This is a genomic window from Rhodococcus qingshengii JCM 15477, assembly GCF_023221595.1.
Classification (GTDB): Bacteria; Actinomycetota; Actinomycetes; order Mycobacteriales; family Mycobacteriaceae; genus Rhodococcus_F; species Rhodococcus_F qingshengii.
Map to the genome: position 1 here is coordinate 3,746,247 of NZ_CP096563.1, position 21,230 is coordinate 3,767,476.

The 21,230-nt window shown below is 63.5% G+C and carries 20 protein-coding genes; 13 read left to right on the top strand and 7 right to left on the bottom strand.

What is annotated here, in order from left to right; translation table 11 throughout:
• Window positions 1-43 precede the first annotated feature (43 nt).
• The 4 genes from istA to M0639_RS17040 all read left to right on the top strand — a co-directional run bounded on the left by istA (window position 44) and on the right by M0639_RS17040 (window position 3,605).
• A complete protein-coding gene (gene istA / locus M0639_RS17025; protein WP_064075337.1) occupies window positions 44-1,588 on the top strand; it encodes an IS21 family transposase in 1,545 nt (514 codons plus the stop codon).
• Window positions 1,585-2,379 (top strand): IS21-like element helper ATPase IstB, encoded by a 795-nt coding sequence (istB, locus tag M0639_RS17030; RefSeq protein ID WP_183591811.1) that lies wholly within the window; start codon window positions 1,585-1,587, stop codon window positions 2,377-2,379. The genes istA and istB overlap by 4 nt, the downstream gene beginning before the upstream one ends.
• A gap of 134 nt (window positions 2,380-2,513) precedes the next feature.
• Window positions 2,514-2,660: an AraC family transcriptional regulator gene (locus tag M0639_RS17035; RefSeq protein ID WP_248671207.1), complete on the top strand. Its 147-nt coding sequence runs from the start codon at window positions 2,514-2,516 to the stop codon at window positions 2,658-2,660.
• Window positions 2,661-2,783: 123 nt separating this feature from the next.
• Entirely contained in the window at window positions 2,784-3,605 is an 822-nt protein-coding gene (locus M0639_RS17040) for a dienelactone hydrolase family protein (protein WP_082661511.1), read from the top strand.
• On the opposite strand, the gene M0639_RS17045 is transcribed toward M0639_RS17040, so the two are convergent.
• Window positions 3,599-4,702: a branched-chain amino acid aminotransferase gene (locus M0639_RS17045; RefSeq protein ID WP_003941766.1), complete on the bottom strand. Its 1,104-nt coding sequence runs from the start codon at window positions 4,700-4,702 to the stop codon at window positions 3,599-3,601. The two genes, M0639_RS17040 and M0639_RS17045, sit on opposite strands and share 7 nt — an antisense overlap.
• Window positions 4,703-4,734: 32 nt before the next feature.
• The gene (gcvT, locus tag M0639_RS17050) at window positions 4,735-5,835 is read right to left on the bottom strand and encodes a glycine cleavage system aminomethyltransferase GcvT (RefSeq protein ID WP_003941726.1); all 1,101 of its coding nucleotides are present in this window, start codon (window positions 5,833-5,835) and stop codon (window positions 4,735-4,737) included.
• Between the two features lie 158 nt (window positions 5,836-5,993).
• On the opposite strand from gcvT, the gene M0639_RS17055 reads away from it, so the two are divergent.
• Window positions 5,994-7,511, top strand: coding sequence for a leucyl aminopeptidase (locus M0639_RS17055; protein WP_007730044.1), 1,518 nt, complete (start codon window positions 5,994-5,996; stop codon window positions 7,509-7,511).
• A 55-nt stretch (window positions 7,512-7,566) separates the two neighbouring features.
• On the opposite strand, the gene M0639_RS17060 is transcribed toward M0639_RS17055, so the two are convergent.
• Window positions 7,567-7,917, bottom strand: coding sequence for a hypothetical protein (locus M0639_RS17060; protein ID WP_064075448.1), 351 nt, complete (start codon window positions 7,915-7,917; stop codon window positions 7,567-7,569).
• A gap of 364 nt (window positions 7,918-8,281) precedes the next feature.
• On the opposite strand from M0639_RS17060, the gene sucB reads away from it, so the two are divergent.
• The 5 genes from sucB to M0639_RS17085 all read left to right on the top strand — a co-directional run bounded on the left by sucB (window position 8,282) and on the right by M0639_RS17085 (window position 13,723).
• Window positions 8,282-10,030 carry a 2-oxoglutarate dehydrogenase, E2 component, dihydrolipoamide succinyltransferase gene (sucB, locus tag M0639_RS17065; protein WP_050655824.1) on the top strand — a complete coding sequence of 583 codons (1,749 nt, stop codon included), beginning with the start codon at window positions 8,282-8,284 and terminating at the stop codon, window positions 10,028-10,030.
• A gap of 120 nt (window positions 10,031-10,150) precedes the next feature.
• Complete coding sequence (locus M0639_RS17070; protein ID WP_064075449.1) at window positions 10,151-11,038, top strand: TIGR01777 family oxidoreductase; 888 nt, start codon at window positions 10,151-10,153, stop codon at window positions 11,036-11,038.
• Window positions 11,039-11,067: 29 nt separating this feature from the next.
• On the top strand, window positions 11,068-11,829 hold the full coding sequence (gene lipB / locus M0639_RS17075; protein WP_003941602.1) for a lipoyl(octanoyl) transferase LipB: 762 nt from the start codon (window positions 11,068-11,070) through the stop codon (window positions 11,827-11,829).
• Between the two features lie 51 nt (window positions 11,830-11,880).
• The gene (gene lipA, locus M0639_RS17080) at window positions 11,881-12,891 is read left to right on the top strand and encodes a lipoyl synthase (RefSeq protein WP_064075450.1); all 1,011 of its coding nucleotides are present in this window, start codon (window positions 11,881-11,883) and stop codon (window positions 12,889-12,891) included.
• Window positions 12,892-12,967: 76 nt separating this feature from the next.
• Complete coding sequence (locus M0639_RS17085) at window positions 12,968-13,723, top strand: DUF4191 domain-containing protein (protein WP_003941625.1); 756 nt, start codon at window positions 12,968-12,970, stop codon at window positions 13,721-13,723.
• A gap of 71 nt (window positions 13,724-13,794) precedes the next feature.
• Here the strand turns inward: M0639_RS17085 and M0639_RS17090 are convergent, their stop codons facing one another.
• Window positions 13,795-14,268 (bottom strand): RDD family protein, encoded by a 474-nt coding sequence (locus M0639_RS17090; RefSeq protein WP_003941579.1) that lies wholly within the window; start codon window positions 14,266-14,268, stop codon window positions 13,795-13,797.
• A gap of 213 nt (window positions 14,269-14,481) precedes the next feature.
• On the opposite strand from M0639_RS17090, the gene glnA reads away from it, so the two are divergent.
• Window positions 14,482-15,918: a type I glutamate--ammonia ligase gene (gene glnA / locus M0639_RS17095; protein WP_003941609.1), complete on the top strand. Its 1,437-nt coding sequence runs from the start codon at window positions 14,482-14,484 to the stop codon at window positions 15,916-15,918.
• A gap of 38 nt (window positions 15,919-15,956) precedes the next feature.
• Here the strand turns inward: glnA and M0639_RS17100 are convergent, their stop codons facing one another.
• Window positions 15,957-17,129: a tyrosine-type recombinase/integrase gene (locus tag M0639_RS17100; RefSeq protein WP_042446231.1), complete on the bottom strand. Its 1,173-nt coding sequence runs from the start codon at window positions 17,127-17,129 to the stop codon at window positions 15,957-15,959.
• 896 nt (window positions 17,130-18,025) lie between these two features.
• Between M0639_RS17100 and M0639_RS17105 the strand changes: the two genes are divergently transcribed.
• Window positions 18,026-18,856 carry a ParA family protein gene (locus tag M0639_RS17105; protein ID WP_052416909.1) on the top strand — a complete coding sequence of 277 codons (831 nt, stop codon included), beginning with the start codon at window positions 18,026-18,028 and terminating at the stop codon, window positions 18,854-18,856.
• A 16-nt stretch (window positions 18,857-18,872) separates the two neighbouring features.
• Window positions 18,873-19,112: a hypothetical protein gene (locus M0639_RS17110; protein WP_042445928.1), complete on the top strand. Its 240-nt coding sequence runs from the start codon at window positions 18,873-18,875 to the stop codon at window positions 19,110-19,112.
• A 160-nt stretch (window positions 19,113-19,272) separates the two neighbouring features.
• On the opposite strand, the gene M0639_RS17115 is transcribed toward M0639_RS17110, so the two are convergent.
• Both M0639_RS17115 and M0639_RS17120 read right to left on the bottom strand, forming a co-directional pair.
• Window positions 19,273-20,856 carry a helix-turn-helix transcriptional regulator gene (locus tag M0639_RS17115; RefSeq protein WP_052416908.1) on the bottom strand — a complete coding sequence of 528 codons (1,584 nt, stop codon included), beginning with the start codon at window positions 20,854-20,856 and terminating at the stop codon, window positions 19,273-19,275.
• Window positions 20,857-20,970: 114 nt separating this feature from the next.
• Entirely contained in the window at window positions 20,971-21,153 is a 183-nt protein-coding gene (locus tag M0639_RS17120; RefSeq protein ID WP_144245824.1) for a hypothetical protein, read from the bottom strand.
• Window positions 21,154-21,230 lie beyond the last annotated feature (77 nt).

Sequence of the window (21,230 nt, forward strand, 5' to 3'; positions counted from 1 at the left end):
GATCGGCGGTGCTGAAGCGCCCGTCGCCCTGAGGAGGGACAACTTGAAGTCTGCCGAGGAGATCATGGAAATCCTGGATGCCTACGACCTGACAGGGTCGTTGCGTGATGCCGGCGAGCTGGCCGGATGCTCGCACCACACGGTCAAGCACTACGTGGACCGCCGTGCTGCCGGGGGTGAGCTGGACAAGGCCGTGACTCGGCCGCAGTTGATCGATGAGTACCTGCCCAAGGTCGAGGAGTGGGTCGAGCGGTCCAAGGGCAAGGTCCGTGCCGACAGAGCGCACGAGAAGCTGCTCGCGATGGGCTACAAGGGTTCGGAGCGCACCACCCGTCGTGCGGTCGCATCGGTGAAGAAGTCATACCGGTCAGGACATGTGCGGGTCCACCGGCCCTGGGTCACCGAGCCGGGGATGTGGCTGCAGTACGACTACGGCGACGGACCTGTCGTCGACGGCGTCAAGACGGTTCTGTTCGTGGCGTGGCTGGCGTGGTCGCGGTTCCGGGTCGTGATCGCGCTGCGCGATAAGACCATGCCGTCCGTGTTCGCCGCGCTGGACCAGACCTTCCGCCGGTTGGGTGGGGTGCCGACCTACGTGCTGACCGACAACGAGAAGACCGTCACGACCGAGCACATCGCCGGGATCCCGGTCCGCAACGGACAGCTCGTCACCTTCGCCGAGCACTACTCGGTCGTGGTCCACACCTGTGTGCCGGCGGATCCGGCGTCCAAGGGCGGCACCGAGTCGTCGGTGAAGATCAGCAAGGCCGACCTGGTGCCCAAGGACACCAACCTGCGTGAGGAGTACGCGTCGTTTAGCGAGCTCGAGGAGGCGTGTGAGGCGTTCTGTCAGAAGGTCAACACCCGGGCTCACCGGACCACGAAGCGGCCACCGGTCGAGATGTTGGCCGAAGAGCGGACACGGCTACACCCGGTCCCGACACAGCCGCACACAGTCGCGTTCGGCACCACCCGGGTAGTGCCGGGCAACACGCCGATGGTGATGTTCGAGTCCGGCCAGTACTCGGTGCCACACACCCTGCTCGGCGCCACGGTGTGGGTTCGTGCCCAAGGACTCGGCGACGGCGAGGAGGTCGTCATCGTTCACGTCGGCGAGGACGGACCCGCCGAGGTCGCCCGCCACGCGCGCGCGACGCCGGGCACGCCGAGGATCAACGACGAGCACTTCCCACCGCAGCCGGAAGGTCCGTTGAACCGGCAGCCGCGAGCGAAGAACCCAGCGGAAGCCGAGTTCCTCGACCTGGGCGAGGGCGCCCGCCTGTGGCTGGTCGAGGCCGCTGCGGCGGGCACGCCGCGGATGAGGGTCAAGATGGCCGAAGCCCTCAGCCTGGCCAAGCTGTTCGACCCCGTCGAGGTCGACTGGGCACTCGGCCACGCCGCCGTCCACGGCCGGTTCGCCGAGGCCGATCTGTCCTCGATCCTCGACCACCACGCCCGGCAACCCGCTGTTGGCGAGCACCGTGCCGGCGAAGAACGGTCGCTGACCCAGGGCACCGCCGGATGGGCACGTCTCGGCCAGCACGACAGCCAGCACGACAGCCGCGAGGGGAACGAGGTGACCCGATGACGACCAAGACCACCACACCATCGATGGCGTCCGCGCCGCCGTTGCCGGCCGAGTTGGAGGACCTCTTGCGGCGGCTTCGGCTGCCCCACATCCGTCGCCACGCACCGGAGGTCGTCGCGACCGCGAAGGCCCAACGCTGGGAGCCCGCCGAGGTGCTCAAGGCTCTGTTCGCCGAGGAGGTCGCCGGAAGGGAACGCTCCGCACTGGCCACCCGCAGGGCGGCTGCGGGGTTCCCGACCGGGAAGACGTTCGATGCGTGGCAGCCCGAGGCATCCTCGATCCCGGCACCGACCCAGCAGGCACTCCGCACCCTGGAATGGGTCCACCGTCGGGAAAACCTCGTCGTGTGCGGGCCGTCGGGGACCGGGAAGACGTTCCTACTGGAGGCACTCGGTCACCAAGCCGTCGAGGCCGGGTTGAAGGTCGCCTGGTTCACCCTGGAAGACCTCGGGGTCCTGCTGCGCCGCCATCGTGCCGACGACACGGTGTCCAAGGCCATCGCCCGTGTGCTGCGCGCCGATCTCGTTGTCGTCGACGACATCGGCCTGTTGCCGGTCGCCCAGGATGCCGCCGAGGGGCTCTACCGGCTCGTCGACGCCGCCTACGAGAAGCGGTCGGTCGCGATCAGCTCGAACCTGCACCCGTCCGGGTTCGACGAGCTGATGCCCAAGACGCTGGCGACCGCCACCGTCGACCGGCTACTGCACCACGCCCACGTGTGCCAGACCAGCGGAGACTCCGTGCGACTTACCCAGGCACTCGCCGGCCGAGGGGTGAGTCCCTTGAGCTGAGTGCTCTGGTCGGTGGTGGCCGCAAGCCCACTGGGCAGATCCCATGGCCACCACCGGGCAGTTCTCGTGACCGTCAGCGGGCAGGTCTCACGACCGCCCCTGGGCAGTTCCTACTGTCCCTTGACAAACGGTTGTTGGAATCGACCGACTGGCCTCTCGGAAAGATCCTGGGGCACATCGGCTATCAGGATCCTGGAACCTTTCGTCGCCTGTTCACCGACCGCGTCGGCATCAGCCCGGCCGACTACCGAAAGCGATTCCGCAACGGCGGCGCCGGATAGGTGCGAGGCGAGCCCGCCCGAAAACATGGCGAACCGCCCTCTTCTGTAGTCGATCCCGCGCCGAAAGACTGTGCAGAGGAATTGTTTCGACTACTGAGAGGGCTCACCGTGCCGAACCGGAGCATGACCGAAGACGATCCGCTCGAAGACTTCGACCGTCGAACGATCACCATCGACGCAGTGGCGAAGTCCGTGTACGTGGCCGGCACCGGTCCCGCAGTAATCGTCATGCCGGAGATGCCGGGCATCAGCCCGCATGTAGCGCGATTCGCCCGCTGGGTGCGCGACGCCGGTTTCACTGTCTTCGTTCCGTCACTGTTCGGCCGCGACGGCGCGGTCCCCACAGTGAACGAGGGGCTGACGGTGTTCAAGAGAGCCTGCGTCAGTGCAGAATTCCGCACCCTCGCTGCCGACGAACCGAGTCCGGCGGTCCGTTGGCTGCGTTCACTCGCCGCTTCCGCCCATGAGGAGAGCGGCGGACCTGGCGTCGGCGTGATCGGAATGTGCTTCACCGGTAACTTCGCGTTGTCGATGATGCTCGAACCCTCGGTCATCGCGCCGGTTCTCGCCCAACCGTCGTTACCGCTCGATCGACCGGACGAAACCGACAACGGGCCCGAAGAACTCGAAGCCGTGCGCTCGAGACTCGAGGCCGAAGACCTCACGGTGCTTGCATACCGCTTTCGAGGTGACTCGTTCTGCCGCGCACAACGATTCGCCGCCTATTCGAAGGCCTTGGGCGAGCGCTTCGTCGGGAAGGTACTACCCGACGAAGCGGCCAACGCGACAACGTCGCCGTTCTTCGAACACGTCATTGCCAATCCACACAGCGTGGTGACGGCTCATCTCGTCGACGAGGCGGGATCGCCCACCACCGTCGCACGAGACGAGATTCTGCAGTTCTTCCGGGAGCGATTGCTCGCGGAACGAACCAGCGATCAGTGAAGTTTCGTCATCCAGCCGTGGGTGTCGGCGAAGGTTCCGCGCTGGATACCCGTGAGGGTGTCGCGCAGTGCCATCGTCACCTCACCCGGCTCGCCGTCGGCGATGGTGAACTCGCCCTCGGCGGACTTGACGCGTCCGACGGGGGTGATGACTGCTGCTGTGCCGCAAGCGAAGACCTCGGTGATTTCACCACTCTTGCACTTGGTGCGCCATTCGTCGGTGCTGATCTTGCGCTCCTCGACGGCGAAACCGGAATCGGCGGCAAGGGCGAGCAACGAGTTGCGCGTGATGCCTGGCAACAACGAACCGGACAGCGACGGCGTCACGAGGCGAGCGTCGGGGCCCGAGCCGAAGACGAAGAACAGGTTCATTCCACCCATTTCCTCGACGTACGTGCGCTCGATGGCGTCGAGCCAGACCACCTGGTCGCAACCCTCGTCGGCGGCTTGCGCCTGGGCGAGGAGTGAAGCGGCGTAGTTGCCGGCGAACTTGGCCGCGCCGGTACCACCGGGGGCCGCGCGAACGTATTCGGTGGACAGCCACACACTGACCGGCTTGACGCCGCGCGGGAAGTACGCACCGGCAGGCGAGGCGATCAGCAGGTAGCGGTACTCGTCGGCGGGACGGACACCGAGTCCGGCTTCGGTGGAGAACATGAACGGACGGAGGTAGAGCGCGTCCTCGCCACCGGCTGCGGGAACCCAGTCGAGATCGACGTCGATCAGTTCGGTGATGGAATCGATGAACATCTGCGACGGGAGCTCCGGCATGGCCAGACGGCGCGCAGATGCCGCGAAACGCTCGGCGTTGGCCTCGACGCGGAACGAGCTGATCTCGCCACCCGGCTGACGGTATGCCTTGAGGCCCTCGAAGATGGCCTGTCCGTAGTGCAAAACCATTGCGGCCGGATCGAGCTCGATGTTTCCGTACGGCAACACCTGGGCGTCGTGCCAGCCCTTGCCCGCGGTGTAGTCGATCGAGACCATGTGGTCGGTGAAGTGCCGCCCGAAGCCGGGCGCCGCCAAAATGTCACGGCGCTCGGCGTCGGACTTCGGGGACGAGCTCTGAACACGAACGAAATCGGCGGCACCTGTCATGGGCGCAATCCTATCGAACGTGAAAAAGCTCTCTACTTGGTGTTGGTCTCCACGAACGGAGGAGACACCACGACGCACCGAAGAGCACGACCACGGACGTCGACTTCGATCTCGTCGCCGGCCGAGACATTGGCACCGGAATCGAGGAGCGCCAACGCAATTCCCACTTTGAGCGAGGGCGAAAACGTCCCCGAGGTGGTCTCGCCGATTGCCTCGCCGTCACGCAGAACACCGAGGCCGGCACGAAGCACGCCGCGATCGAGAGCCTTGATCCCCCAGAGTTTGCGAGCCGGGCCGGCAGCCTTCTCGTCGGTCAAGGTCTCTTTGCCCCAGAATGTCGGCTTCTTCCAACCGATCGCCCATCCGCAGCGCGCTTCGAGCGGAGAAATCTCGAGCGAAAGCTCATGCCCGTGCAGCGGATACCCCATCTCGGTACGAAGAGTGTCACGGGCGCCGAGTCCGGCGGCCTGCCCACCCTCGGCGCGCACTGCCTCGAGAAGCGCGCGGAACAACGGCTCGCTGTCCTCCCACCGCGGCAGGAGTTCGTAGCCGACCTCACCGGTGTAACCGCTGCGGCACACACGAACAGGCACGCCGTTCCATTCCGCATCTTCGTACGCCATGTACTCGATCTCGGTGGGAAGTCCCAGAGCGGTCAGAACCGCCACCGATTTCGGACCCTGCACAGCCAGCACACCGTAGGCACGATGCTGATCCTCGACGGTGATTCCGTCCGGTGCGAGGGCGACCAGAGCCGCAACGACGTCCGCGGTATTGGCTGCGTTCGGGACGAGGAAGATTTCGTCGTCGCTGACGTAGTACGCAATGAGGTCGTCGATGACACCACCGGACTCGTTGCAGCACAACGTGTACTGAGCCTTACCCGGCCCGATCTTGTTCAAATCGTTGGTCAGTGCGGAGTTCACGAATTCCGCGGCGCCCGCGCCACGCACGACGGCCTTGCCGAGGTGACTGACGTCGAAGAGTCCGACATTCTCACGCACAGAGGTGTGTTCGGCCACGACGCCGGCGTACGAAACCGGCATCTGCCACCCCCCGAACGGCGCGAACGTCGCGCCGAGTTCGACGTGGACGGGGTGGATCGGGCCCTGCAACAGTTGTTCGTCGGTCATGGCCCACAACCTATCGGACTTCGCCGATCGAAACATGTCCGCAGCGAGAGCTCACCCGGCCGTGACGATCGCCCGTCCGCAAACTGCAAAGGGCCTAACATCGACTCAGGCATCCGCCAGAACCGGACGCATCGCACACTCACCTCACAGGAGACACCTTGAGCACTCGCACAGCCCGATCGTTGGGACCCGACCTCGTTCTCGCCGGCACAGTCGCCAAGCGCGCAGAGATACTGGTCGTCGGTCTGACGTCGGGTCCGGACGGCCCCGAAATCGCACTCAGCGAAGGCATCGTCGCCGAAGACGTACTCGCCGAGATCCTCGACAGCCTCATCGCCGTCGGCGCCACGGGCAAGCCCGAGCAGCTCACTCGTGTCCCGGCACCGAGCGAACTGTCGGTCACCAGCGTTCTCGCCGTCGGACTCGGCTCTGCCGACAAGCTCGGCAGCGAGCAGATCCGTAAGTCCGCCGGCGCCGCAGCTCGCTCGTTGTCCGGCATCGACACCGTCGCAACCACGCTCTCGATCCTCGACCTCGGTGCAGCCGCCGAGGGATTTGCGTTGGGCGCGTACAGCTTCACCGAATTCAAGTCGTCCATGACGGCTCCCGGTCCCGATTCGCAGCCACTGGCCCGCGTCGAACTTCTGGTGCCGTCGCCGCGCACGAAGGAGACCAAAGCGACGCTGGCACGGTCGGCTGCCATCGCCGAGGCCGTCGCCACCGCACGCGAGTTCGTCAACACTCCCCCGAGCCACCTCTACCCCGCCGAGTTCGCCGCGCGCGCGAAGGCACTGGGCGTCGAGGCCGGGCTCACCGTCCAGGTTCTCGACGAGAAGGCACTCGAGAAGGGTGGCTACGGCGGAATCATCGGCGTCGGCAAGGGCTCGTCACGCCAGCCGCGTCTCGTCCGCCTCGAATACGCGTCGAAGAAGCGTGGTGCCCGCAAGGTCGCACTGGTGGGTAAGGGCATCACCTTCGACACCGGCGGAATCTCCATCAAGCCCGCCGCCGGTATGGAGAACATGACCTCGGACATGGGCGGCGCCGCAGCCGTCATCTCCACCGTCGTGCTTGCCGCCAAGCTCGGCCTTCCCGTCAACGTCGTCGCATACGTACCGATGGCCGAGAACATGCCGTCCGCGACCGCCCAGCGTCCCGGCGACGTGCTGACCCAGTACGGCGGAATCACCATCGAGGTCGTCAACACCGACGCCGAGGGCCGTTTGATTCTTGCCGACGCGATGGTTCGCGCGGGTGAGGACAATCCCGACTACATGATCGACACCGCCACCCTGACCGGTGCGCAGATGGTCGCGCTCGGCAACCGCACCCCCGGAGTCATGGGCACCGACGAGTTCCGTGACCGCGTCGCCTCCATCTCGCAGAGCGTCGGCGAGAACGGCTGGGCCATGCCGCTGCCGGAGGAATTGCGCGGAGATCTCGACTCCAAGGTCGCCGACATGGCCAATGTCACCCCACACCGCTGGGGCGGCATGCTGGTCGCAGCTCACTACCTCAAGGAATTCGTTCCCGAGGGTGTCCAGTGGGCGCACATCGACGTCGCGGGGCCGGCCTACAACACCTCAGGGCCGTGGGGTTACACCGGCAAGGGCGGTACCGGCGTTCCCGTTCGCACGATGATCTCGGTCCTGGAGGACATCGCGGTCAACGGCTGACCCCTTGCTGTGCGCCTTTATTAACCCCCCGCGGTTAATAAAGGCGCACAGCAGTTCAGGCGCCGTCGCGTAATTCCTGCTCTCGGGCCCGCTTGCGTTCGATTCGCTTACGTTCGTCGTGATCGCGCATACGCTGCGGATATCCCGTCTTGCGGACGTCGCAGACCGGGATCTTCAGGTCCTGTCCCAATTTGCGGGCACCACGTTCGCCGCCGACACGACGACGAGTCCACTCCCCGTCCTTCGCAACCAGGACGACGGTCACCTCGGTCACCGTCGTCTGCGGTTCCACATAGGCCTCGACGCCTTCGTGCGAGTGCGCCCAATTCGCCAGATGATCCGCATCACTTTGCGCTGCGGCCTGAGCCGCACTCGGCGGACGCTTGAAACGATCGAACAGTCCCACGGTCGTACCCTCCTCGGTACCGACGCCGCGGATGCACCCCGGCGATATGTCAAGTTTGCCAGGCGATGTCCGTTGTGCCTGCGCACGACATACCGTTTGGTCCGCTTACGACGTTACAGCCGGACCCCCGACGCATACCTACTCGCCAGTAGCCGACACACCCGAAACGGACGGCATCCCCCTCATCGGACACGCCCGGCGTATCAATGGAAAGATGAACGACGGTGACGCCGCGCCCGCGCGTCGACATCGGCAAAATAGCTACAAGTAGCCGCACGTCGCGCGCCACTCGAGCACAATGTATTACGACCACAAGTCGACAAAATTCAACAACCCGAACACAACTGTCGAGGAGTCAAAAGACATGGCCTTCTCCGTCCAGATGCCAGCCCTAGGTGAGAGCGTCACCGAGGGAACTGTCACACGGTGGCTCAAGCAGGAAGGAGACACGGTCGAAGTCGACGAACCCTTGCTCGAAGTCTCCACGGACAAGGTCGACACCGAGATTCCGTCTCCCGTCGCCGGCGTCCTGACCAAGATCGTCGCGCAGGAAGACGACACCGTGGAAATCGGTGGCGAGCTCGCCCAGATCGGTGAAGCCGGCGAAGCCGCAGCACCCGCGGCAGAGGCACCCGCCCCCGCCGCCGAGGAAGCTCCCGCCGAGGAAGCGCCGGCTGCCGAAGCTCCCGCTGAAGAAGCTCCCGCTGCCGAGGCACCCGCCGCTTCGAGCGGTTCCGCTGAAGGTACCGCCGTGACGATGCCCGCCCTCGGCGAGTCCGTCACCGAAGGCACCGTCACCCGCTGGCTCAAGGCTGTCGGCGACGAAGTTGCCGTCGACGAGGCGCTGCTCGAAGTCTCGACCGACAAGGTCGACACAGAGATCCCGTCCCCCGTCGCCGGAATCCTGCTCGAGATCAATGCGCAGGAAGACGACACCGTCGAGATCGGTGGCCAGCTGGCCGTCGTCGGCTCCGGCACACCCGCCGCGGCTCCGGCACCCAAGGCCGCTCCCGCAGCACCGGCAGCACCCCCTGCCCCCAAGGCCGAAGCTCCGAAGGCCGAAGCACCCAAGGCTGAAGCACCCAAGCCTGCCGCCGCACCGGCCGCACCCGCTCCGAAGCCTGCTGCGGCTCCCGCACCGGCGGCTGCCCCCGCAGCTTCCGGCGACAGCAGCCCGTACGTCACCCCGCTCGTGCGCAAGCTCGCAACGGACAACGGCGTCGACCTCGCGACCGTCACCGGCACCGGCGTCGGCGGCCGCATCCGCAAACAGGATGTGCTCGCCGCTGCGGAGGCCAAGAAGGCTCCCGCCGCCGCTCCCGCTGCTGCAGCACCCGCGGCCGCACCGGCCGCCACCGCAGCCGCAGGCGTCCGACCCGAACTGGCACACCTGCGTGGAACCACGCAGAAGGCCAACCGTATTCGGCAGATCACGGCCACCAAGACACGTGAGTCGCTGCAGAACACCGCTCAGCTCACGCAGACCTTCGAGGTGGACGTCACCAAGATCGTCGCCCTGCGGGCCCGTGCCAAGGCCGGCTTCATCGAGCGCGAAGGCGTCAACCTGACGTTCCTTCCGTTCTTCGCCAAGGCAGTCGTCGAGGCGCTGAAGTCGCACCCGAACATCAACGCCAGCTACGACGAGGCTGCCAAGCAGATCACCTACTACGACGCTGAGCACCTCGGCATCGCAGTGGACACCGATCAGGGCTTGCTCTCCCCCGTCATCCACAACGCCGGCGATCTCGGCCTGGCCGGCTTGGCCCGCGCCATCGCCGACATCGCCAAGCGTGCACGCTCGGGTGGCCTGAAGCCGGACGAGCTCTCGGGTGGCACCTTCACCATCACCAACATCGGCAGCCAGGGCGCGCTGTTCGACACCCCGATCCTGGTACCACCGCAGGCGGCCATGCTCGGAACCGGCGCGATCGTCAAGCGCCCGATGGTGGTCACCGACGAGAACGGCAACGAGTCCATCGGCGTTCGCTCGATGATCTACTTGCCGCTGACCTACGATCACCGGCTGGTCGACGGCGCCGACGCCGGCCGATTCCTCACCACTGTGAAGCAGCGGTTGGAAGAAGCCTCGTTCGAAGCTGATCTGGGCCTGTAAGCAACTGCTCGGCCGGCCGGGGCGTCATCTCCATCAGGAGGTGGCGCCCCGGCTTTTTCAGTACGGTCGGAGATATACGTTCGGATATCGAAGCACGCTGAATCGAAGGAGGCTTTCCGAATGCGAGTAGTCATCGCCGGCTCGTCCGGTTTGATCGGAACGGCCTTGGTGTCATCGTTGCGCTCCGACAACCACGACGTGGTGCGTCTGGTGCGACGCTCGACTGCCGGCCCCGACGAATCGCGTTGGGACCCGGACCACGACCGTCTGGACCTCTCCGTCCTGCAGGGCGCCGACGCCGTCGTGAACCTCTGCGGCGTCGGCATCGGCGACAAACGGTGGTCGGGTTCCTACAAGCAAGCGATCCGTGACAGCCGCATCGTCGCGACCGACGTCTTGGCCGAAGCGGTCGCGAGTGAGAAGGTTCCCGTCCTCGCCAACGCGAGCGCCGTCGGCTATTACGGCGACACCGGCGACAAGATCGTCGACGAGGATTCGCCGGCAGGCACAGACTTTCTCGCCACGACGTGTCGCGATTGGGAACTTGCCACCGAACCGGCGCGTGCGGCGGGTGCCCGCGTCGTCAATCTGCGGTCCGGCGTCGTGATTTCACCTCATGGGGGCATGCTCGGTCGGCTTCGGCGCCTTTATTCGTTCGGCCTCGGCGGGCGACTGGGCAACGGTCGCCAGTACTTTCCGTGGATCTCACTCGAGGACGAGTGCGACGCGATCAAATTCGCGCTCACGAATTCCGAACTCTCCGGTCCCGTCAACCTGACCGGTCCGGCCCCTGTCACCAATGCCCAGTTCAATGACGCCATGTCCCGTGCGGTCCACCGACCGGCTCCCTGGATCGTTCCCGGGTTCGCACTCGAAGCGTTGATCGGAGAATTCGCCAAGAGCGGCATCCTCGGTGGCCAGCGCGCCATTCCCGCAGCTTTGGAAAGGGCGGGATTCTCTTTCCGCCACAACACGATCGGCGAAGCGCTGGCGGCCGCACTCGGTTGATTCCGAAGTCGGGCGTAATCTCTACGTCCATGAGCAGCGCTGCCGTTTCCGCCCGGTTCTCGAAACTGCCGATCGCCGTCGAGCAACTCGGTTCGATCGACTACAACGCCGCGTGGGACCGCCAGCGTGAGCTCGCGGCTGCGCGGGCGGACGACATCGGACCGGACACGCTACTGCTCCTCGAACACCCGCCGGTGTACACGGCAGGACGACGCACGGAACCCGAAGATCGTCCCGTCGACGGCACGCCTGTCATCGACGTCGACCGCGGCGGGAAGATCACCTGGCACGGCCCCGGCCAGCTGGTGGGATATCCGATCGTGAAACTGGCGGAGCCCATCGACGTGGTGCGGTATGTCCGACGCATCGAGGAAGCACTGATCACGGTGTGCACGGACCTCGGCCTGAACTGCGGGCGCATCGACGGCCGCTCCGGCGTCTGGCTGCCTGCCGAACTCGCAAACGGGCAATGGAAGCCCGAGCGCAAGGTTTCTGCCATCGGCGTGCGCGTCCAACGGGGCGTGGCACTGCACGGCTTCTCCCTGAACTGCAATTCGGTCCTGACCGGATTCGACAACATCATTCCCTGCGGCATCCGTGACGCCGGGGTCACGACGCTGTCGCATGAACTCGGTCGCGACGTCACCGTGGACGAAGTCACTCCCGCTGTGACCGAGGCAGTGATCGCTGCTCTCGACGGAACCATGCCCGTCACCGAACGGAACGTCGAGCGCGTCACCTTCGAAAGCGCCTCGCCTACTCCGACTTTTACTACCGTTCAGTACAGCTGACGGGCTCGCCCGAACCCCGTTGCAGTAATCACCGGGCGTAGGATCACTGTCGTGACTATCGCCCCAGAAGGACGTAAGCTGCTCCGTCTCGAGATCCGAAACGCGGAGACGCCCATCGAACGCAAACCCAACTGGATCAAGACCCGAGCAAAGATGGGCCCCGAGTACACGCAGCTCAAGGGCCTGGTCAAGCGTGAAGGTTTGCACACCGTCTGCGAGGAAGCGGGCTGCCCCAACATCTACGAATGCTGGGAAGACCGCGAAGCCACCTTCCTGATCGGCGGCGAGCAGTGCACACGCCGCTGCGACTTCTGCCAGATCGACACCGGCAAGCCCGAAGCCCTCGACCGCGACGAGCCCCGTCGCGTCGCGGAAAGCGTTCAGGCCATGGGCCTTCGGTACTCCACGATCACCGGCGTCGCCCGCGACGACCTCCCCGACGGCGGCGCCTGGCTCTACGCCGAGACCGTCCGCAAGATCCACGAACTCAACCCGGGCACCGGCGTCGAGAACCTGGTTCCGGACTTCAACGGCAAGCCCGAACTGCTCGACGAGGTCTTCGCCTCACGCCCCGAGGTACTCGCACACAACCTCGAGACCGTCCCCCGCATCTTCAAGCGGATCCGTCCGGCATTCCGGTACCAGCGCAGCCTCGACGTCATCACCGCAGCACGCGACTACGGACTGGTCACCAAGTCCAACCTGATCCTCGGCATGGGCGAAACCCCTGAAGAGGTCACCGAGGCGATGGCAGATCTCCACGCCGCCGGTTGCGACATCCTCACCATCACCCAGTACCTGCGCCCCTCGCCCCGGCACCACCCCGTCGAGCGGTGGGTCAAGCCCGAGGAGTTCGTCGCACACTCGAAGGCTGCAGAAGAGATGGGCTTCGCCGGCGTCATGGCCGGTCCGTTGGTTCGCTCGTCGTACCGCGCCGGCCGCCTGTATGCGCAGGCCATGGCACATCACGGCCGTGAACTTCCCGAGGCGCAGCGTCATCTGACCGAGGGCGGCGACGCTTCCCAGGAAGCCAGCTCACTCATGGCGCGCCTGAATCGCTGATCCACTTTTTGCTGTGCGCCTTTATTAACCGCGGGCGGTTAGTAAAGGCGCACAGCAATGGACGTATCCTGGGTACATGGCGAACGGCAGCAAATCCGGTAAGGGCAAACCCACCAAAGAGGCAAAGGCTGCAGCGAAGGCTGCCCGCAAGCAGGCTTCCAAGGAACGTAGAACACAGCTCTGGCAGGCATTCCAGATGCAGCGCAAGGACGACAAGCTCCTCCTGCCGCTGATGATCGGCACCCTCGTCGGTGCGGCTCTGGTCTTCTTCCTGGTCGGTCTCATCTGGGGCCTTCAGTGGTTCCTGCTGCCGATCGGCATCGTTCTCGGTCTCCTCGGCGCCTTCATCATCTTCGGTCGCCGCGTCCAGAAATCGGTGTACAAGAAGGCTGAAGGCCAGGCCGGTGCCGCTGCGTGGGCGCTCGACAACATGCAGGGCGCGTGGCGCGTCACGAATGCCGTCGCCGGCACCACCCAGCTCGATGCCGTTCACCGCGTCGTCGGACGGCCGGGTGTCATCCTCGTCGCCGAGGGTTCGCCGCAACGCGTCAAGGGCCTCCTCGCGCAGGAGAAGAAGAAGACTGCCCGCCTCATCGGCGACACCCCGATCTACGACATCATCATCGGCAACGACGAGGGCCAGGTTCCGCTCTCGCAGCTCCAGCGCTACTTGAACAAGTTGCCCCGCAACATCGACACCAAGCGCATGGACAACATCGAAGGTCGCCTCGCTGCACTGAGCGCACGCGGCGGCGGAGCAGCGCTTCCCAAGGGCCCGATGCCCGGAGGCGCGAAGATGAAGGGAATGCAGCGAACCATTCGTCGTCGCTGACACTCCCCCACAGCAAACGAAAGACCCGGGCCCACACGGACCCGGGTCTTTCTTCGTTCGAGAAGTTTGTGTCAGCGCGATTTCACGAGCAAAGTGCCGGTCGCGCGGTCCTGCATACCGCGACCGTCGATGTCGGTGATGGTCGCGGGAATCACGAACACAAGCAGTGCCTGACGTCCGAGCGCGCGCACGAAGCCCACTCGGATCGGGCCTTCGATACGCGCAACCTGAAGTCCGAGGACGAACTGCCCCGGGGTGAAGTTGAACAGAGCCACGGTGACGACACCGACGGCGAACCACACCATCAGCGTGACAGTCGAGGTCATACCGTCGAAGAAGTCGCCGGTGATGAGCGAGGCCACTCCCACAGCCATCACCCAATCCACCAACAGTGCCGCGATACGACGGCCCGAACCGACCAGCGAACCCGGACCCTCCTGAGGGAAACCGAGGAGCTCGCCACGGTACGACTGCTCACGGCCGTCCGCGCTCTTCGGCAAAGCTGCTTGCGGCCCAGAGAGCCAAGTTCCGGTGATACGTGCCATGCTGTCCAGGATAGGCGTCGCAGCACCGTAGTCCAGATTTGCCGGGTTTTAACTGTGTGGCCGGTCACATGGACTTCGGAAATCCCCAGGATGCTGCGACGCGTAACACTGCCGAAACAAAGGGTTGACGAGCGGGCAACACCAGCTCCCTACCGTCTGCCTCGACGGATTCAACCGACATCACTTGGCTGAAGCGACTTAAGGAGCACAAGCGTGGCGTTCACCACGGCCGAAGAGGTCATCAAGTACATCGCGGACGAGAACATCGAGTACGTCGACATTCGGTTCAGCGACCTGCCCGGCGTCCAGCAGCACTTCTCGATCCCGGCGTCTGCTTTCAACCAGGACGTGTTCGAGGACGGCCTCGCATTCGACGGATCTTCGGTCCGCGGATTCCAGTCGATCCACGAGTCCGACATGATGTTGCTTCCCGACGTCACCACGGCGCAGATCGACCCCTTCCGCAAGGCGAAGACCCTCAACATCAACTTCTTCGTGCACGACCCGTTCACCCGTGAGTCCTACAGCCGCGACCCGCGCAACGTTGCCCGCAAGGCCGAGGAGTACTTGGTCAGCACCGGCATCGCGGACACCGCATTCTTCGGCGCCGAGGCCGAGTTCTACATCTTCGACTCGGTTCGCTACGACTCCGGCATGAACTCCGCTTTCTACGAATTGGATTCCATCTCCGGTTCCTGGAACACCGGCGCAGAGACCAACGCCGACGGCTCCCCGAACCTCGGCTACAAGGTTCGCGCCAAGGGTGGCTACTTCCCCGTCGCTCCGTACGACCACTACGTGGACCTGCGCGACGAAATCTCCACCAACCTGACCAACGCAGGCTTCGAGCTCGAGCGCGGCCACCACGAGGTCGGCACCGGCGGACAGCAGGAGATCAACTACAAGTTCAACACGCTGCTCGCAGCTGCTGACGACCTGCAGCTGTTCAAGTACATCGTCAAGAACACCTGCTGGCAGCACGGCAAGTCCGCAACCTTCATGCCGAAGCCGCTCTTCGGTGACAACGGCTCGGGCATGCACGTCCACCAGTCCCTGTGGAAGGACGGCAAGCCCCTCTTCCACGACGAGTCCGGCTACGCAGGCCTCTCGGACATGGCGCGCCACTACATCGGCGGCATCCTGCACCACGCTCCGTCGCTGTTGGCCTTCACCAACCCGACGATCAACTCGTACCACCGTCTGGTGCCGGGCTACGAAGCCCCCATCAACCTCGTGTACAGCCAGCGCAACCGCTCGGCAGCTGTCCGTATCCCGATCACGGGCAACAACCCGAAGGCAAAGCGTCTAGAGTTCCGCGCACCCGACTCCTCGGGTAACCCGTACCTCAACTTCGCTGCACAGATGATGGCCGGCTTGGACGGCATCAAGAACAAGATCGAGCCGATGGCTCCGGTCGACAAGGACCTCTACGAGCTTCCCCCGGAGGAGGCTCGCAACATCCCGCAGGCTCCGACCAGCCTCGAGACGGTCATCAACCGCCTCGAAGCCGATCACGAGTACCTGACCGAGGGTGGCGTCTTCACCACCGACCTGATCGAGACCTGGATCTCGCTCAAGCGTGAGCAGGAAATCGCTCCGGTCAACCTGCGTCCGCACCCGTACGAGTTCGAGCTCTACTACGACGTGTGATCCGCATCGGTCGCTGACCTGGACTGGAACCGGCTGACCTAGCCTTCCGTCCGCACAGCGTCCGCAGCATCTTCAGACGAGTCCACCCGCTTAGTGATCACAGCATCGATCGCAGAGCGGGTGGACTCGTCTGCGTCCGGCCACATGTGCCCGTAGGTGTCGAGCGTCGTCTTCGCGCTCGCATGCCGCAGCCGAGCCTGGACTGTCTTGATATCTGCGCCCGAGGCAATCAGCAGCGAGGCGAGATAGTGGCGCAAGTCGTGGAATGTGAACTCGTCGGGAAGGTCGACGTCCCCCGAGTCCTTCACCCCTCGCAACGCACGTTCAATCAACCACGGTCCCGCAGCCTTCCCCTCGCCGTTCGTGACCATGTGCTCATGGGGCCACTGCTGCACCGACGCCGACAACATGAGCGCGAGAGACTGCGGCACTGGAATCGGCGCGTCACTCCCCTGTGTCTTCAACGGCTTGTCCGGCCACTGCCGCTTCGGGTGAACTACTCCCCTGGTGAAGTCGACATCGTCGACAAGCGTCGCGGCCGCTTCGGAGATCCGAAGGCCTGCGAACGCGCCAAGAAGGATCGCCACTCGATAGTGAGCCGGCATTGCGTCGTGCACTGCCCACAGTTGCTCGGTCGTGATCACGTAGACCTTGGCGCGACCCATCGGCGGCGATGTCCGACGCGAGCACGGATTACGACCAAGCAGTCCGTCATGAACCGCATCGCCCATGATCTGCGCCAGACGTGAATGCAACGCGTAGACGTACGATTCCGCGAACCCATCCACCTTCAACTTCGACGTCCAGGTTTTGACCGCCGACGGTCGGACAGCAGATAGACGCACCTTGCCGAACTCCGCGGTTATCTGCGCAATGTGCGTGCGCGCTTGCCTGACCGTCGAGTCACGATGGACTCCGTATCCCAGGATCCACTGATCGCACCATTGCTGAACAGTGATCTGAGCATTGCGCGGCGCGACATGAGTTCCCGTGCCAAGTGCCGTCGTAGCTGTGTTCAGCCAGTTCTGAGCGTCGGCTTTCCGGTCGAAGCCCTTTGCATGCTCGGTGCCGAGGTCGTCAACGTACCGAGCACGCCAGCGCTTGCCTTTGCCATCATTCGCCGACGGAACCTTCTGCTCGACATCACCGACCCTGATCGTCTTCCTCCAGCGGTCCTCTACGCCGGACCGACGGTTCCGCTTCGTCGTCACGAGCACCTGCCCGAGGTTCGAACGTCCGACTTCCGACAAGCCGCATCGATACTTGGCCACCAATCCGGGCGACCGATCTCATACGGACTCATTTCACGGCTGTCGACAGCCAAGCCGCCTGTACCGCTGACCCGACGGGAGCAATCGATCGTGAACGACCAGTTTGAGCGTGACATTGGAACATCCTAATTAGGCGCTGTGGTCGGGCTTCGCTGTCCAATGCTCGGGGGCGCCTATGGATGCACCAACCAGTCCGTCTCGCCTAAAAGCTATGGGACGTCCATTCGGACAACTGAGTGGAACGCTGACCTCATCTTGTTGATCACCAGATCGGGGTTCAACCAATTCGAATGCCTAACAACAATTCACGATCACTTGTCAACAACTCCAATTGCGAACTTGGTCAATCCCAAACCTGTCCCGAACTGCGCGAGGTTCTTCGAGAACGACTTGGGCAGAGGGCGAACAACCCCCGGCGCTCACTTACACAGTTCCTATCCAAAGTCTCGTTAGTACGGTGACGGAGATGTCGCACGCTGCTCAATAAACCTCACCGACGAGCCTCAAATGATCCTCGAGGCGACCCTGTATCGAACAGACGGCACGTGGAGAGTGAACCTCGGCTGCGACCAGTTCGGCCACGCGAAATCCCGGTTGTTAACAAGTCGACTTGCGAACAGCCGGGATTTCTCATGCGCTGACTCACCCGGATCAGGCCACAATCACCGCTTCTTCGCATCGCATCGCATCGACCGGTATGACCTCTTGTTGAATTGTTAACTCTCCAGCATGTTCACAAGCCAGCGTCGTCACTATATGGCAAGTTAAGAATTCGATAGTCTTAGCTAGAGAGGCCGCGGGTAAGAGCTGTTTTCCCGCCGAGAATCCGGAGCCAGATGACCAAAATAATTGCGTTCGCCAATCAGAAAGGCGGAGTCGGGAAGACGACCACCACAGTGAACATCGCACGTGCGGCGATCACGGAACACGGCTTCAAGGTTCTCGTGGTCGATGCTGACCCACAAGGCAATGCAACCAAAGTCCTGGCACCAAGACATCAAGGCAGCCAGACCTGTTCACTCGCCACGGTCCTGGACAAGTCGAATAGCTCACCGATATCCGACGCGATACGGGCCTCCGAGTGGGCAAACCTTGACGTCGTCCCGGCCGGCGGTGATGACCTTGCTGATGTGGCTCAGAGCCTGGTTACCATGAAGGCCGGCAGAGAGAGCCGACTGAAGAAGGCAATCGCGGAGATCTCCGATCGTTACGATCTCATTCTGATCGATTGCCCTCCGAGTCTGGACCAGTTGCCTGTCAACGCGTTCACTGCCGCAGACGCCGTAGTGGTAGTCGCAGAACTCGGCCAGTTCGCCCTCGATGGTTTGGATCGCCTCCTCGACACTGTCGAGATAATCCAGCAGTATACGAATCCCAAGCTCACCATTGCGGCCGCCATCGTGAACGGGGTCCAGAAGACAAAGCGGATGGGTCACTGGATGAGTGAACTGCAGGGTGCACTGATCAGCCTTCCGGCACCCGTGCCTCTTCTCTCCCCGCCTGTTCAACGGGCAAGCTTCATCGCTGAGGCTCAAGAGTCCGGCCGAGGTCTGGATACATGGGGCACGGTCAAAGCGAGAGTCCTTCACCAGACATACGCCGACTACCTGACCTCGATCCTGCATTCAATCGACAACGGGGACAATCGAAATGCCGCCAAAATATGAACCGCAAGCAAGTACGTTGAGCTCTCGCCGACGGAGCGCGCATCCGGCCGTTCCCGCGGAGAACCGCGAAGCGATTGCCCTCAACTCCGCCGATTCCACTCTCAGCCTGACCGACGACCCCAATGCCCGCACTGTCCAGGTATCGGCCCGAGTGACGAAAGCCCGTCGTGCAGCCTTCAAGGCGAAGCTCGCCCAACTGGGGACGACGATGGACGCTGAATTCAACAAGTGCATCGATGAAGTGCTGGCAAGGTAACAAGCTAGCAAGACCACATACCCGCATATCCACTTGTTAGATTGCCAGCAATGGGGTCGGTTCCGCCGGACCCGGTACGCGGGCGGGACCTTCGGATACGTCGCTAAGGTGGAAATGAAGTACCGAGTTGATCCTGGCGGCAGGCGTCGTGCATTAACTCTCACGCGCGCGGTATCAGCTTCAAGGCGTGTGCTCGCCGGATTGCATCATTGCGGTTGTGCGCACCAAGTTTTCGGTAGAGGGTACGCAACTGGGATCTCACGGTATTGACGGAGACGTAGAGAGCCTTCGCGATCGCCACTTGCGTCATTTCCTGCTTGAGAAGTGTGAGGACCTTGTGTTCACGATCGGTGAGGGTGACGATGTGCACAACTCTCGGAAAGGATTCCACCCCAGAGGCTTTGCGGAACTCTGAGAGCGCCTGTGAGCCAGTGTCCGCGGCGTTGTCCAACAGAGCGATGTCAGAGGCCGAGATGGTCGAGAACGATCGCAGCAGCCCGGTCTGGTCTGCGATTTTGCAGGCTTTGGACCACACCTGCGTAGCGAAGTGCGTTTCTCCTAGTTCCCAGTGGGCAACTGCCTGAGTGAGAAGTAGTTCCATCTGAGCCCGTGGATGCGACTCAAGAGTCCAACCGAACTGGTCGCACAGGGCCACGGCCGTCTTGTTGTCGCCGATTCGCTGACGAAGACGCACGACGGACGTCAGCGTCCACGGGTGGGCGGCGGGATCGACGATGCTCTCGGCCAGTGCGAGTGCCTCACTCCCTTCACCGAGCGCAATCAACAAATCAATCTCGGTGGCCTGCAACAGCGGCAGGGATATCGACGTGACAGTGTGCTGATGCCTATGCGCTGATACGGTTCTGCGCATCAACGACAACGCTGCAAAGGCGTCACCTCGGGCCAGCGCACATTGACTGTGTGCATACATGACGAAGGCCCACAGCTCTTCAGCTTCGGACGGATACCCCACCTCATCCAGGGCGCTGAGGGCGTCGTCGACAGAGAGAGCGTCAAGGAACGTCAGTGTTCGTGCGACGCGTCCCGCTGTGCGGAAGGTCGGTTCGAGCCAGCCACCGTGTTCGGCATGTCGTTTCTCGCATTCCGACCAGTGCAGCGAGTGGAGAGGTTCACCGACCATCGCCCAGTTCAATGCGATGGTATTGGCGGCAGCGCGGGCGACGAAACCGATCTGTTGCGACAGTCCGTCGTGGTAGGCAAGGCGTGCTTCGATGGTGGATTCGGCAAGCATCCCATGGAGCTGATAGGTGATGGCCCATTGGGCTCGCATGAACGGCAACTGTCGGCTGACGACCTCCCCGCTGTGGTCTAGGGCGCTACGACTGAGATGGGTCAGGCGTTGCGTGACAGCCGCGGATTGTTCGAAGTGGCCGGCCATTCGGAGCATGATCGACTCGATACAACCGACGTTCAGTTCATCCTTCGGCGTATCGATTGTCACCAGCCCAGAAATGCTGGGTGGTGGATCCGCCAACACGCCGACCGTGACGAAGGGGTGCCCGTCGAACAGTGCACGAACCGCGAGAACTGTGGGGTGTTTAGCTGCCACGTCGGCAGGAATTCTCTGCAGCGCAGAGCGAAGGCCGCCGCCATTGTCGACGAGCATCTCCACCCAGTGAAGTTCGGCGATGTCGATCGCCGCAGTCCAGTTCTGAGCGTCGAGAGCATGGGCGAGTGCCCGCTGCCGCAGTTCGAGGTTCTTGTTGTTCGTTCCTGACGACATGACTCCATCTTTCCAAGGATGAAGTCTCCGAAAAATCCGGGATGATTCAGCCTGGTCGGTCGTGGCCAAGAGCGCTCGGCCGTTTCTTCGTTCCCGACGGTGTCGAGGGTAGTGTCAGTGAACTGTTCGAGCGTCGTCGAGCGTATCGGCGGTGGTGGCTGCTTCGTCAGGCGTCATGTAGCCACCGGCAACGAGCACCTCCTGGATGGGTACGCCGAAGCGGGTCGCAACTTCTCGGGTCGTTGCACGGGTCGGGTGACGGACACCGAGCCACCGCAACACAGTTGAAGGTGGCACGCCTAGTTTCCGGGCCGCATCGATGTCGTCACTGTACGGGCCCCGCATCGAGACGAGCACGCACCCACCCCGCAAAA